The 14,647-nt window shown below is 38.0% G+C and carries 13 protein-coding genes, 2 pseudogenes and 1 riboswitch; of the genes and pseudogenes, 9 read left to right on the plus strand and 6 right to left on the minus strand.

From position 1 onward, the window contains the following. Positions 1 to 85 precede the first annotated feature (85 nt). From nusA to FGL31_RS15825, 3 genes are all read right to left on the minus strand, one after another. Positions 86 to 1,324, minus strand: coding sequence for a transcription termination factor NusA (gene nusA, locus FGL31_RS15815; protein ID WP_099372930.1), 1,239 nt, complete (start codon positions 1,322 to 1,324; stop codon positions 86 to 88). Positions 1,325 to 1,326: 2 nt separating this feature from the next. Beyond that, positions 1,327 to 1,791, minus strand: a complete 465-nt coding sequence (gene rimP / locus FGL31_RS15820) for a ribosome assembly cofactor RimP (protein WP_138092839.1) — start codon at positions 1,789 to 1,791, stop codon at positions 1,327 to 1,329. Positions 1,792 to 1,897: 106 nt separating this feature from the next. Continuing rightward, on the minus strand, positions 1,898 to 2,671 hold the full coding sequence (locus tag FGL31_RS15825) for an XRE family transcriptional regulator (RefSeq protein WP_099372928.1): 774 nt from the start codon (positions 2,669 to 2,671) through the stop codon (positions 1,898 to 1,900). Positions 2,672 to 2,782: 111 nt separating this feature from the next. On the opposite strand from FGL31_RS15825, the gene FGL31_RS15830 reads away from it, so the two are divergent. Further along, a complete protein-coding gene (locus FGL31_RS15830; protein WP_138092841.1) occupies positions 2,783 to 3,106 on the plus strand; it encodes a GIY-YIG nuclease family protein in 324 nt (107 codons plus the stop codon). Positions 3,107 to 3,167: 61 nt separating this feature from the next. Here the strand turns inward: FGL31_RS15830 and FGL31_RS15835 are convergent, their stop codons facing one another. Beyond that, positions 3,168 to 6,098 carry a DPP IV N-terminal domain-containing protein gene (locus tag FGL31_RS15835; protein WP_232046819.1) on the minus strand — a complete coding sequence of 977 codons (2,931 nt, stop codon included), beginning with the start codon at positions 6,096 to 6,098 and terminating at the stop codon, positions 3,168 to 3,170. A 239-nt stretch (positions 6,099 to 6,337) separates the two neighbouring features. Next, on the minus strand, positions 6,338 to 8,677 hold the full coding sequence (locus FGL31_RS15840; protein WP_138092843.1) for a transglycosylase domain-containing protein: 2,340 nt from the start codon (positions 8,675 to 8,677) through the stop codon (positions 6,338 to 6,340). Between the two features lie 226 nt (positions 8,678 to 8,903). Between FGL31_RS15840 and rpoN the strand changes: the two genes are divergently transcribed. Both rpoN and FGL31_RS15850 read left to right on the plus strand, forming a co-directional pair. Continuing rightward, the gene (gene rpoN / locus FGL31_RS15845; protein WP_138092845.1) at positions 8,904 to 10,367 is read left to right on the plus strand and encodes an RNA polymerase factor sigma-54; all 1,464 of its coding nucleotides are present in this window, start codon (positions 8,904 to 8,906) and stop codon (positions 10,365 to 10,367) included. Between the two features lie 44 nt (positions 10,368 to 10,411). Further along, positions 10,412 to 10,506: riboswitch (SAM-I-IV-variant riboswitch) on the plus strand. A gap of 63 nt (positions 10,507 to 10,569) precedes the next feature. Then, positions 10,570 to 10,827, plus strand: coding sequence for a 5-oxoprolinase (locus FGL31_RS15850; protein ID WP_138092847.1), 258 nt, complete (start codon positions 10,570 to 10,572; stop codon positions 10,825 to 10,827). A 225-nt stretch (positions 10,828 to 11,052) separates the two neighbouring features. Here FGL31_RS15850 and FGL31_RS15855 read toward each other — a convergent pair. After that, positions 11,053 to 12,017 (minus strand): annotated as a pseudogene (locus FGL31_RS15855) (DUF2891 domain-containing protein). A gap of 203 nt (positions 12,018 to 12,220) precedes the next feature. Between FGL31_RS15855 and FGL31_RS15860 the strand changes: the two are divergent. The 6 genes and pseudogenes from FGL31_RS15860 to idi form a co-directional block, all read left to right on the plus strand. Next, positions 12,221 to 12,564: pseudogene (locus FGL31_RS15860) on the plus strand (DUF937 domain-containing protein); the annotation flags it as partial. A 24-nt stretch (positions 12,565 to 12,588) separates the two neighbouring features. Further along, positions 12,589 to 12,915 (plus strand): YidB family protein, encoded by a 327-nt coding sequence (locus FGL31_RS15865; protein WP_138092851.1) that lies wholly within the window; start codon positions 12,589 to 12,591, stop codon positions 12,913 to 12,915. Positions 12,916 to 13,157: 242 nt separating this feature from the next. Further along, on the plus strand, positions 13,158 to 13,514 hold the full coding sequence (locus tag FGL31_RS28170) for a beta-eliminating lyase-related protein (RefSeq protein ID WP_262709256.1): 357 nt from the start codon (positions 13,158 to 13,160) through the stop codon (positions 13,512 to 13,514). Continuing rightward, the gene (locus FGL31_RS28175; RefSeq protein ID WP_262709257.1) at positions 13,426 to 13,776 is read left to right on the plus strand and encodes a beta-eliminating lyase-related protein; all 351 of its coding nucleotides are present in this window, start codon (positions 13,426 to 13,428) and stop codon (positions 13,774 to 13,776) included. The genes FGL31_RS28170 and FGL31_RS28175 overlap by 89 nt, the downstream gene beginning before the upstream one ends. A 34-nt stretch (positions 13,777 to 13,810) precedes the next feature. Beyond that, positions 13,811 to 14,044 carry a hypothetical protein gene (locus tag FGL31_RS26050; RefSeq protein ID WP_232046821.1) on the plus strand — a complete coding sequence of 78 codons (234 nt, stop codon included), beginning with the start codon at positions 13,811 to 13,813 and terminating at the stop codon, positions 14,042 to 14,044. A 56-nt stretch (positions 14,045 to 14,100) separates the two neighbouring features. After that, positions 14,101 to 14,625: an isopentenyl-diphosphate Delta-isomerase gene (gene idi, locus FGL31_RS15875; protein ID WP_138092853.1), complete on the plus strand. Its 525-nt coding sequence runs from the start codon at positions 14,101 to 14,103 to the stop codon at positions 14,623 to 14,625. Positions 14,626 to 14,647 lie beyond the last annotated feature (22 nt).

Raw genomic sequence — 14,647 nt, forward strand, 5'->3', positions numbered from 1 at the left:
TAATTTCGTACTACAAAAATATGTTTTTTTACAAGGATTTAACAATTTATTATAAATTGTTAAACCCTCTAACCCGAATATTTTATTATTCGAATTCAGCTTGTAAAATACGTACGATTTCGCGAATTGTGTCTTCCTCTAAATCGGTACGTCTTATAAGCTCTTCTTCGGACAATGCCAATACAGACCTTGCTGTATCTAAACCAACGCGTTTAAACTCGTCGATAATCCATCCGTCGATTTCATCTGCAAATTCTTCAATGTCCACATCCTCCTCTTCTTCTCCGCTCTCACGGTAAACATCGATTTCATAGCCAGTCAATTTACCAGCCAATTTAATATTGTGACCACCACGGCCGATAGCCAAGGATACTTGATCCGGCTTCAAATAAACCGCAGCAGTTTTGTTGTCTTCGTCAATCTTGATCGATGTGATACGAGCAGGACTCAATGCACGAGTAATATATAATGAGTGGTTAGTCGTAAAGTTGATTACATCTATATTCTCATTACGTAGCTCGCGAACGATACCGTGAATACGGGAACCCTTCATACCCACACATGCTCCTACTGGATCAATACGATCATCATAAGACTCTACAGCTACCTTTGCACGCTCTCCTGGTTCACGAACGATTTTCTTGATCGTAATCAATCCGTCGAAAATCTCAGGAACCTCAAGCTCAAATAATCTCTGCAAGAACTCAGGTGCTGTACGTGAAATAATAATCTTAGGATTATTATTCATCATATCTACCTTGTCAACAACCGCACGGATACTATCTCCTTTTTTGAAATAATCAGCTGGGATTTGCTCATTTTTTGGAAGGATCAATTCGTTGCCATCTTCATCCAATACAAGAATCTCTTTTTTCCAAATCTGATAAACCTCTCCGATAACTAATTCGCCTTCGCGGTCTTTATACTTCTTGAATACCTCATCTTTTTCAAGCTCAAGGATCTTAGAAACTAATGTCTGACGTGCTGCTAAAATTGCGCGTCTTCCGAAACTCTCCAAAGTAATCTGCTCAATGTAATCATCTCCTACCTCTAAGTCAGGATCGTATTTATGAGCTTCCTCCAATTCAATTTCCAAATCATCATCCTCAGAGAAACCATCTTCCATTACAACACGCGTACGCCAAATCTCTAAGTCACCATTATCTGGGTTTACAATTACGTCCACGTTTTCATCTGTACCGAAACGTTTACGAATCATGCTGCGGAACACCTCCTCCAATACAGTAATAACTGTTGGACGGTCAATGTTCTTGAAGTCTTTGAACTCCTGAAACGAGTCTATCAAGTTTATATTAGTACTCATTCTTATTTAAATGAAATTAACACCTTTGTTTCCTTTATTTGATCTAATGGAATTTCCGTCTGTACTAAAACAGCTTTCTTTCCTTTTTCTTTTACTTTTTCTTCGATGCTGATTGCTGAGTCGGTAACCGATAGTAATTGACCTTCCTTTTTAGCACCATCCAACAACTTCACCTTAACATCACGACCCACGTTTTTCTCATATTGTCTGTTCAACAACAATGGAGAGTCAATTCCCGGAGACGACACCTCTAAACGATAAGCTCTATCAATCACATTCTCCTCTTCCAAGTGGTAACCAACGTGACGACTTACTTGTACGCAATCCTCAATCGCAATCCCATTATCACCATCCAAAAGAATTTCTAAAACGCCATTGTTCAGCAAGCGAACACTAACAATAAATAAATCCGGTCTGTCGGCAATTTTTTCTTCTACTAATTCGATTACTCGATTTTCAACCTGCATATTTTAAAAAATTAATTAAAAAAGGGGGCATACCATGCCCCCTTCCTTTCAGATAGTACAAAGGTACAAAAATTATTTATTAATTGCAAAGCATATTAAATCCACATTAATTTTTGTCAACAACAGAATTAATAGTCTTTTGCATCTGAGCCATCATCGATGACAATGCTTCTAAAGTCGGTTCAGGGTTTGGCTCAGGAAGCTCCGTGCTAACAAATGCCTTTGCCTTCCAGACTTCCAAAATCTCGGAGGCTGGAACCCAATAAGGCTCATACGTTTTATTGTCAGAAACTAATTTAAGACCTTTATCTTCCTTAAACTTCTGCCCTATTCTTTTATATACAACTCCATCATTGGACGACACAACAATATATGTCTGCCCAGGTTTGATATCATGCCAGTTCTCAACATATTCTGAAATAATCAAAGATCCCGATGGCAATGGCAACATAGAATCTCCTTTGATTTCAAATGCCCTAAACGTTCCTTGATTAAACATAGGTAAAGAGAATTTCGGCAATTCACTCACATACTCAGGATCAGCATAACCATTCAAATAACCAGCACTAGCTTTTACTGGAACAAGCTCGATGTTTTCTCGGTCATCCGAATCAACAGTCACACTCAATACCCTCAAATTTGAAGCATTGCTCTTAGGCGTAGGCTTCCACTTATCATCAATCTCATCATTAGCCAATTCGTCCATACTTAAATCATAGAACTCTGCTATTTTTTTTAGTAGTTCATATTTTGGCTCCGCCCTATCCTCTTCATAAGCCCCTACAGAAGCACGTTTAATTTCCATTAAATCAGCAAACTGTTGCTGAGTAAGACCTTTTTTCTTGCGAAGATACTTAAGATTTGATGAGATATTTGCCATAATATTTTTTCAATATATTTTTGAATTACTAAATTTATTAGTATTATTGTACCAATAAAATTAGCAAAACGTCTGCAAATTACCAAATAATTTAGCTAAAACAAGAATAAAATGAATAAATACTATACATACATCGCAACAGATTCGAACCGTAGGTTCCTTCAGACCGGCATTAGTCAAGACTTAAACTCAGTTTACCATGACTTGCAAAATAGCCATGAACCTGCTTTGTTTTCCTATGCCATGTTGAACAGGATTGTATTGGTAGAAACATTCCTTACCCAATCTGATGCAGAAAAGAGGTTAAAAGAATTGTCATCAATGGGCAGAATTGTAAAAGAAAGGTTGATCCGCAAAGCGAACCCTAACTGGTTGAGCTTATGTCCGAGTACACCAAAAATAAGATCTAATAAAAAAGCCGTTGTTTATGCATAAGCTATAAACAACGGCCTTAACAACCTTACCCTACACTAAATCACCCTCACATAACTTTAGACTACCATCCTGGCGCAAAGTTTAATCCAAATGTTCCGAATTTATCCCTAGTAGGATTATTCAATTGTATAGCGTAATAAGGTTCTAATATCATCGCACCGAACAAATTAACCCTTAGCGATACTCCAGCACTGAATACTGGCATCGTCACATTAGGGTTATATCCAGTATAAGTTACTCCATCGATTACTTCAGATACTTTGTCAGCATCTGTTTTTTTCCACCTAATCGTACTTCCATTTCTCCAAGCCAAACCTCCATCAATAAACAAGTTCAGATCAGAGAACAATAAACCTGAAGGAATGACAGCCAATTTCTCGGGCCCTGTAAAAGGCAACCTTAATTCCAAATTCCCAACCACCATTTTAGAACCTGACAGGTCATTGAAACCAATCATACTATTAGGGCCGAATGAGTTCGCCTCAAAACCACGAATCATATATGGATATCCGATATACATATTGTACAATCTGTCCGCATCATCCCCCATACGCATATACGAGTAAACCCGAGCAGCAACAGTAACCGGTTTTATCCTTTGATATTTCCTTAAGTCGATATTAAGAGCTGTAAAATTAAATGTTCCAAAATATTGCTCTGCACCTAGCCTGTATCTGAACCCTTGAAGCGGCGCAGCAATACCGAAAACAGCATTGTCACCCACAAATCCAGCATTCACTTGCATCAGGTTAAATGGATCCAGGTTGGAAACCCCTAATGCTTGTGCTGCCTCATCATTGTTTACGCGTTCACGTGTTCCATAATAGTTGTAATAACTTTGGGTAAACCTATCTACACGATAAGAGTTATACGATGCCGCGGCACCTGTCTCAAACCTATGGTGCCTATTAAAAGGATATGCTACAAACCCATCGACCTGAGTTTGAAATGAGCGAACCAAATATTGGTCTAACACAGGTTCAACTCCGTTGCCTAAATCACGTTGGTCATAGTTAAAAAACCCGAAACGATAAGGTATATGGGAAATCGAACCACCCCAATTCCATCGGCTCCTCTGGTTGATATAAGCTACTTGACCTCCAAAATCATAAATCTCTCCGTTGATGTTCAATGCTGCAAATATCTGGTTATACCCAAGGATATCAGAAAACATTCCTTGAACCCCAGAAGCAATACCAGCCCCATAACGTGATCCCACAGACATACCCACACCACTATTCGCCAAATAATCTAATTTGAACTTTGGCTTATATGGGATTTCTGAAATCTGAGAATTAGATATTCTTCCGTATGCATTGAAATTATTCAAATTTGTATTCACCACATCCACCCCTCTACTTTGTGCCGGAGGCAACATCGCCGCTTGAAGGTCAATGGTACTTGCATCTACAGGAACAGACTCAAACTCCGAACTTTTCGCTTTATAGATGGTAAATGCATTATTCTTAAAATAGGAATAGATAATATCATCATTGGCCGAAACACTTATCGCTGGAGAATATTCTGTAATACCACTGATACCCGTAAAGAAATCAGTCATTCTCTCAACTTGCGCCGTTTCGATTACAATCTTATACATGTTTCTGAATCCGTCGCTATTTGACAAGAAGTAGATTTCCTTACCAGAAGATGAAAAATGAGGATTTAAATTGTTAGCCCCTGGAAAGACAGGAATTTCGCGGATTTGTTTTGTCGCAACATCAACTACCGCTAAGCCCATTGGAATATCCACACTTCTGCTCGAAGACTCCAAAGACATTCTGTCTGTACTGAACACAATAAACTTACCATCTCTCGAGAAACTTGGCTGAAAGTCCGAATATTTATCATCTGTCAATTGACTAAGGTTCTTCGATTCTAAATCATAGGTATAGATATCACTTCGTCCATTTTTAAGACCTGAGAAGGCTACCAAACTACCATTTGGAGCCCAGGTAATATTTGTAAATTCAGTTATATCACCCATTGCCTCCACTGACAAGGTTCGACCTGTTTCAATGTCAACAATCATCAATTTATTCTTACCCTCACTGAAGACCGAAAATGCAAACTTCTTGCTGTCTGGAGAAAATGTTCCGGCAGACTCTATAAAACTAAATTCATCAATATCTTTGTTGGTGAGTCGACTGCCCAATTTCCGAACAACCTTTCCCGTTTCAGCATCTGCCAAAAACAGATCTATACTGAACAAATCCATTTCCGATAGGAACACCACATATTTACCGTCTGGAGAAATTGCCGGCGACACATTCATCCTACCCGCATTCTTTGTCGATAACAATAATTTACCGATAGGATTGGAAGTCGTATCTTTTCCGAGATTCCTGTAGGAGTTCTCCATGCTATTTTTCCATAGAGTTCCCATCGTTTGCGCATCATATCCAAATACTCTTCGGATTGCCGCCTCATATCCATATTTTGCCGTTTCAATAAACAAAGGCATAATCACTGTATCGCCATAAGTAGATCCTACATACGACCAAAATGCTTGACCATAGCGATATGGGAAATATTTGTTGGATTGCTCTGTCATCTGCCTTAAGCTTGGCAGATCATTCCGAGCATATGAATCACGCATCCACATCGATGTGAATGCATCTTTTTTACCAATTGAAAAATATTCTGCCATCCCCTCAACCATCCATAATGGCAGGTTTGCAATATTCTCTAGCCGAGTAGAATCACCTCCCTCGATCAATACCCTATATTGGAATGCATGCACCAATTCGTGGCCAAGTACGTGCCTTGTTTGTTGGTTGATCTGCATGATCGGCATCACCACCCTTTGTTTGAATGCCTCGGTAACACCACCTGTCCCAACACTTATCTCACCTGAAATAGCCGTAGTCTGCTGGAATTCAGGATGGTTATTGTATAAAATAATGGGGTTCTTCCTCAAAAAGGTATCCTGGAAAACTTGCTGGTGCAACTCATACCACACCTCTGTTTCCTTAGCAAACCAATTCATCATTGAATCGTTTTGCAAATAATAATAAATGTTAAAATGCGGCGTATCATACACCTTAAAGTCCAATTTCTTGTACCTCATTTTATTCTGACCAAAATACTGCGCCTCCGATTGATTCGGAAACAGGTCCAAAAAATGGTAAATACAAGGCTTAAACTAAATATTCTTGCAAAGAGTGACGGTTAAATCTCATAACTAATTATTAGTCAATAAAAATAATAAAATCAATTCAATTAAAAGGGTTAATTCGTTTCCTCTTGTTCCTCTTGTTGTTGATTAGATTCTTCTCGGTTTAATAAATCTGGTAAAACAATATTAGGCATCTCAGCATCTGGATTTAAACCTTCATCGGTACTACTATCCTGACGAACACGGATTCTTGGCCCTGGACAGTTATATTTCTTAGCGACCTCCACCTTTGCCTCCGGAAATTTACCCAATGTAACACCAAGCTCAGGATGCTTATAGAGTTCTTCCATAAATAACGCATAAATAGGTAATGCAGTTTTCGAACCCTCTCCGGTAGCAGAACTTTTAAAATGAATACTCTGTTCATCACAACCAACCCAAACTCCAGCAACTAAATCTTTGGTAACACCCATATACCAACCATCAACATAATCTGAAGATGTACCAGTTTTACCACCAATTTGGTTTTCTTCCTTAAACAGATCCCATTCCCACAACGCTTGTGAAGTACCTCCTGATTCTTCAATAGTACCCCTCAACATATATCCCATCAACCAGGCATTCTCTGCTGTAATAGCTTGCTTAGTCGAGGTCTTGAATTCAGCAATTACTTTGCCGTCTTTATCCTCAATCCTAGAAACCAAAACCGGTTCAGTTCGCTTACCTTCATTCATAAATGTACTGTACCCACGTACCATCTCAAAGACCGAAACATCATTTGAACCCAATCCTACTGAAGGAACTGATTCCAACTTACTGTCAATACCACATAAATGAGCCATTTCTACAACTTTATCCCAACCAACCTTCTCAGTTATTTGAGCGGTAACAGTATTCAATGAACGAGCCATGGCATGTCTTAGCGACAGCTCACTGTGAGAAAATGACCAATCCGCATTTTTAGGCTCCCATATTTCGTGCTCACCCTTGTTGTTGATGAATTCAATCTTAACCGGTTTATCCTCAAATTTATCACATGGGGTCATACCTGATTCCAATGCAGCAGCATAGGCAAATGGTTTAAATGTTGAACCTGCTTGGCGCTTCGCTTGATTCACGTGATCAAATTTGTAATAGTTGTGGTTGATCCCGCCAATCCAAACCTTGATTTCTCCATTGTAAGGATCCATAGCCATCATGCCTGTATTCAACATGGTCAAGTAATGTTTCAAGGAATCCATGGTAGAATAATTTACCTTTTCCATTCCATCCCACGTAAAGACTTCCATGTCCTTCTTCTTATTCAGCTCCTCAAAAACCTTGGCCTCATCTTTATATTTTTCCATTAAAGAGGCATAGATCGGTAATTTCTTGGCGTGATCTTCCAAAAAGTTTGGCACTACATTCCCTTCTTTGTCTCTCCAAGGCAAATCATTACCCCAAACATTATCTAGTCTTTGCTGAAGTTCCTTCATTTTAACAGCTACCACGTCCTCAGCAATTTTTTGCATTCTTGAATCAATCGTAGTATATATTTTCAATCCGCTGGTATAAATATCAACCTCATTTTCTTTTGCCCAGTCCTCCAACCATTTTTCTACAGCATTCCTTAAATATGAATCATTGGAATTTCGCACTTCTTGATTATTCAAATCAAGTCCTAGGGAATCCTTGCTCAATTTTGTTACTTCCTCTTGTTTCAAATAACCTTCTTTTGCCATTTGGCCCAAAACAACATTTCTTCGCTGCAAAGCATTTTTAGGGTTTCTGATTGGATTGTATAAGGTAGTACCTTTCAGCATACCCACTAAAACAGCGGCTTCATTGACAGTTATATCACTCGGATATTTGTCAAAATAACGAACGGATGCCGATTTGATGCCGTAAGCATTGTTACTAAAGGAAACTGTATTAAGGTACATCGTTAATATTTCTTCCTTGCTATATTTGCTTTCCAATTTAAAAGCAGTCATCCACTCTTTATATTTTGTGACGATCAAACCTATCCCAGGGATCTTACCTAATAAACCTTGTGAATCTTGATATCTTGTTCTATATAGATTTTTTGCAAGTTGCTGAGTTATAGTACTGGCACCACGGTCACTTCCACTTAAGGTTGAAAAAATACCACCAAACAAACCCAAGAAATCAACTCCATGATGCTTCATAAAACGTACATCCTCGGTTGCAATCAAAGCATTAATAATATTGGGAGAAATACTGTCAAATGGAACTGGGTCCCGATCCTGTTTGTAATATCTAGCGATCAATACAGAATCTGCAGTATATAGTTCAGAAGAAACATTTAGTTCGGGTAACAAAATTTCTTTTTTTGTCGGTGAAGAACCGAACAAGCCTAGAAAGTTAATTTGAACTGCGCACGTAAATAAAATAACAAAGTAAATAACAATCAGTGCGATGCGCAAAAATTTGTTCCGAACACGTTTAAACATACGGTAAATATGAACAAAACTTTGGAAAAAATTACATCAATTCGCCTAAAAAGGAAGCTTTACGAGAAAATTAACGAATTTTAACAAATGAGTTTTTTGGTTTTTAACTAGGCTGTTTATCCGACAATTATAATAGCAAAAACTGTACCTAAAACAGTTTTTGTTACCATAAACTTTACCTTATTAAATATATTTACCTATTTTTACGTGATTTATTATTGGGGACATGTTAAAACAAACTTTACAGCAAAAACTATTACAAAAACTTTCACCGCAACAAATTCAATTCATCAAATTGCTACAGGTGCCAACAGTTTCATTGGACGCCCGCATCAAAGAAGAATTGGAAGAAAACCCTGCGCTGGAGGACGGTAGTTTGACTAACATGAACGACCCCGTGGAAGAATATCCCGATAAAGATCCGGATGATGACTTCAACATGGAAGAAAACAGCTATGAAGATGAATTCAGTGTTGATGAATATATCCAAGAAGATGACTACAAAGACTATGGCGGTGGATATGACCATGATGATGAAGACGGAAAAAAAGAAATCCCTATCGCTGTACAAGATTCTTTCTACGAAAATCTACAAAACCAACTTGATCTACTAGCACTATCTGATAAAGATTATATAGTTGGTCAACAAATAATCGGATCTCTTGATGACGATGGTTACCTAAGGAGACCTATCCTATCTTTGATTGACGACCTTGCGTTTTCACAAAATGTAATTGTTGAAGAAGAAGATGTCGAAGACATACTCAAGATTGTTCAATCATTTGACCCTGCCGGCATTGGAGCAAGGAATCTTCAGGAATGCTTGGCAATCCAGTTAAGAAAGAAAGATCTCACCAACCCGATTATCCAACAAGCGATGATGGTCGTGGAAAATTACCTCGATGAATTCACGAAGAAACATTACGATAAAATCGAAAAGCAATTAGGTGTAAACTCTGAGGAGCTGAAAGAAATCGTCAATGAAATTCTTAAGTTGAATCCTAAGCCAGGTGATTCAGGTGCAGCTGCAGGAAAACAATTGCAGATTATCCCTGACTTCCATATCTCCAATAATGATGGTATCCTGCACTTGACCTTAAATGGCAGAAACGCCCCTGAACTAAGAGTTTCAAGGTCTTATCAAGAAATGTTTGAGCATTACGAAAAAGCGGAAAAAAACGACAAAAAAATGCGTGAAGCAGTTCAGTTTGTTAAACAGAAACTTGATTCCGCAAAATGGTTTATCGATGCCATCAAACAAAGACAACAGACTCTTTTGAAAACCATGAATGCTATCATGGAATATCAATATGACTACTTCCTAACTGGCGACGACAGAATGCTTAAACCAATGATTTTAAAGGATATAGCCGACAAGATCGAAATGGATATTTCAACTGTATCCCGCGTTGCCAACTCCAAATACGTGCAAACAGAATTCGGAACTTTCTTATTAAAATCATTCTTCTCAGAAGCTATTCAAACAGAATCTGGCGAGGAAGTTTCTAACAAAGAAGTGAAAAAGATTCTAGAGGAGTGTATTGCTAACGAAGACAAGAGAAAACCTTTGGCAGATGAGAAATTAACCGAAATCCTGAAGGAAAAAGGTTATTCGATCGCGAGGCGTACTGTTGCTAAATACCGTGAAGCAATGAACATCCCGGTAGCACGTTTAAGAAAAGAATTATAAAATTTTATTTTCACTTGCATATTAAAATATAATCTACTAAGTTTGTAGAGTATTCAGAATTGCACGAGCAATACCAACCGAGTGAAAGACACCGCGGTGGTAAATCGATACGGGCGGCAAGCCAAAATAAAAGAATATTGCAAGGTCTTAAAATAGACTTCTCTGAATGCAATTATGGTTAAACCCTTTAAACATTAATTGTATGTCCAACACAAAACCCTTACAACAACACCTAGTGGAACAATTCCACCACTACAGCACCAATGAATTGGTAATTCTAAACAATGACTTAGTTAGATCAAACTGGGGAAAAAATAAAACAGCTTTCAGAACTGCTTTGTTGAGCACCTTATCTAAACGAGGAATTGATCTCTCCGCAATAATCAGCACCGAAGACGGATTTACTCAAATACAACGAGTACCAGTCAAATTATCAGAAAATAGACTTATTCCGGAATAGGTAGAAATAGACATTAGACAATAGACATTAGACATTAGAAATGGTATGACGCCGTAAATGTCTATAGCCTATTGTCTATTGTCTTCGTCTTAGCAGTCTAAGGCTCAATAGTCTTAAGCATATAGTATTATGTCTTTTGTCTTTTGTCTTACGTCTACTGTCTTTTGTCTTACGTCTACTGTCTTTTGTCTTACGTCTACTGTCTCACATCTCACATCTCATATCTCACATCTCATATCTACCTAAAGCATACAAAGCGAAAGTCCCAAGCCAATGACTTCCCATATAATCATCTTTTGCACTTAAATTGCCAATCGAGAAATTGAAATGTTCAACAGCATCTTTTTCAGGTGCTCCAATGCAGGGTCCATTTTCGAAATCCCAAAAAGACAAGCCGCTCTACTATAGTTTAACCCATCCAAGTGGACCAACTTACCATCACTCCTATCTTTCACGAGTGCAGGTTCTAATTTAAATTCATCATTGAACAAATCAGGCATAAAAGCTTTCAACCATGTAATGTATTCTGATTTATCCAAGACTTTGCTCATCAAATATGCTTCTTCCAAACAAGGTGATAAAAAGTCGTAACCGCTGGGTTCATAAGCTAGATCACAATTCTTGTCGTCCTTGAACAATCGAATAGAATTTTCCTTTAATGCTTGTTTAAAAGTATCATCGCCTACTGTATTGGCATAATCCAAGGATAAAGAAAGACTAAAAGCTGAATTATCATGCTGTCCTGCACGGATCGGGTAGACCAACTTTGGAAGATATTCTTTATAGCGAGTAACCAACAGGTCTACCAATGGTTGAAGTGAGGCTTTCCATCTTTTGGCATCCACATCCTCCCAAGTAGACAATTCTTCCTGTAATTTAAACAACCAAGCCCAACCATAGGTCCTTTCAAAGCTCAAATTATTTTTATCATTGAAAAAGGCTAATTCCACAGCAACATTCTCTGGCGTAATATGCTGATTCAATGCCGCTCTTACCTTTCCGGCATTGTCTAGACTTGGAAACTGCTTCATCAATTTTACGATCGACCAGTAACCATGTACGGAGGAATGCCAGTCAAAACAGCCATAAAAAACTGGCCTTAAACTCTTTGGACTTTTCAGGTCAGCATCCGAACCTAATACTTGGCCCAGTTTATTTGGATACTCCACTTCGATACAATGAGTCGGCATCGAGAAATAATCTTAGATAAATTTTCGTCCAACTTAATTTCCTCAACACTAATCTTTTCATTGGTTTTATCTCCACTTTTACATCCTGCGAGCAACAACGCTACAACTATAAAAATGTTTAAACATAATTTATTCATACAGAAAATTTTGGCAATATATTTGAGTTCTAAAAATAACATTTATAAACTAAAACATTCTACAAAATGAACATTAGTGACTTAATTTCAGGCAGCATCGGATCGCAAGCTACTGAAGGTATATCAGAAAAATTGGGGATTGATAAAAACCAAACTCAGTGGGTAGTTTCTGCCGCAATTCCATTAATGATGTCTGCATTAAATTATAATGCACAAAAAAGTCCTGAAAGGGCTCAAGGCATTCAACAAGCTATTGACACCAAAGGTTCTGGTGGAATCTTGGAAAACCTAGCTGGACTGTTTAACCAAGGTCCAACAGAAGATGAGGATCAAATGGTGAACAATATCTTTGGTAAAACACGGACAATGTAAAGGAATCTCTATCTGAAAAATCAGGAATCAGTGTAGGTAAAATTGGCGGAATCCTTGCGCTATTGGCTCCATTGGTAATGGCTTATTTAAACAAGCAAAAACAATCTCAAGGAGAGTCAGGATCTGGAGGCGGTTTAGGCGACTTACTAGGAAATATCTTAGGTGGTGGATCCTCGAATGCAGGCTCTTCGGGTGGTGGAATTGGAGACCTAATTGGCAGTGTATTGGGAGGTGGATCTCAATCAAATGACCAAGCTCCTACAAATTCTTCACAACCGAATATCTCTGGTGGTCTTGGTGATCTAGTTGGACAATTCTTCGACCAAAAGAACGACAAAAATACTAAAGGCAGCATCTTAGATAGCTTAGCCGGTATGTTTGGAAAATAATTGAACTATATTTATACAACAACCAGAGGGCAGTTTATGATTAAATTGTCCTCTTTTTTGTTTAATAGGGTTGATGTTGCGAAAACAATTATATTTACGCATGGAATCTAAAATCAGCTTTAAAAACGACTATAGCGAAGGCGCACACCCTAAAATCCTCGAAAACCCTAATCCAAACAAATCTAGTTCAAGAGCCAGGATATGGAGCAGATAGCATCTGCAAACAAGCAAAGGAATATATCATCAAAGAAACCGGCAACGCAGATTCTCAGATATTCTTTGTTTCAGGTGGAACTCAAGCAAACCTTCTTGTTATCAGTCACCTTTTGAAACCATATGAATCTGTTATTGCAGCAGACACTGGACATATTGAAGTCCATGAAACAGGAGCAATTGAAAATTCAGGACATAAAATAAACCTGATTCCAAATCGCGAAGGCAAAATAAATATTGAAGGGATCCAAGCCATTGTGGATGCACATTACCGACAATCATATGGTAAAACCAGCTATGGTTTACATTTCACAATGTACAGAATTGGGCAGCATCTACAGCAAAGCAGAACTCATGGAAATCTCAAATTGCTGCAAATCAAATAAATTGCTACTTTTTATCGATGGTGCAAGATTGGGAACTGCCCTAACCTCTTCTGCAAATGATTTAACCCTCAAAGATATTGCAAGCCTCGCAGATGTATTCTATATTGGTGGCACCAAAAATGGAGCCTTATTAGGCGAAGCTATTGTTTTTCAAGACCATAAGCTTTCTCAGGGGTTCGATTATTACTTGAAACAAAAGGGAGCATTGATGGCTAAAGGCCGCGTATTAGGGGCTCAATTCCTAGCATTGGTTCAAGGATAATCTTTTTTATGAGCTAGGAACGCATGCCAATGTTATGGCGGCCAAATTAGCAAGCGCATTCAAGAAGAATGGTTATTCTTTTGCAACTGAACCTGCCAGTAACCAAATATTTCCGATAATTCCCCTAAGTTTAGCAGAAAAACTAACGGAAAAATATGAATTCTATATATGGCAAAAACTAGATGAACAAAATGTGGTTATAAGATTAGTTACTTCTTGGGCAACAAAAGAGTCATGGATAAATCAATTTATTGAAGATATCCAATAGAACTTAGGTTTAATAGCCCATAATCTATATCTTAGAAATTAACCCAAATCTATAATATGGCTCCAGAAGAATTTGTGATATTGGTTGATCAGAATGATCAAGAAATCGGTGAAATGGAAAAACAAGAAGCGCATGTACTCAATAAAAAACATAGAGCATTTTCGGTATTTCTATTTGATGAGAATAACAACATGATATTACAGCAAAGAGCTGATTCAAAATACCATAGCCCTGGCTTGTGGACAAACGCATGCTGTGGACACCCTAGACCTAATGAAACTACCATAAATGCTGCAAAAAGAAGGACCTTTGAAGAAATGGGAATACATGTGGACATTCATGAAGTGTTCCAGATTAGTTACGAAGAGAAACTCGAAAATGGCCTATGGGAAAATGAGTATGACCATATATTCATCGGAAAATACTCCCAAAGCAACTTCAACCTAAACCCTGAAGAAATTCAAGATATTAAATCCATCAGCCTGGATGACCTTAAGAAAAACCTGCAAGAAAACCCAGAAAATTATACCTTTTGGTTTAAGCTGATTTTTGGGAAAATGGATTTTGAGGACATTCTTTAGACAGTAGACAGTAGACAGTAGA

This window comes from Sphingobacterium daejeonense, assembly GCF_901472535.1.
In the GTDB taxonomy this organism is placed as follows: domain Bacteria; phylum Bacteroidota; class Bacteroidia; order Sphingobacteriales; family Sphingobacteriaceae; genus Sphingobacterium; species Sphingobacterium daejeonense.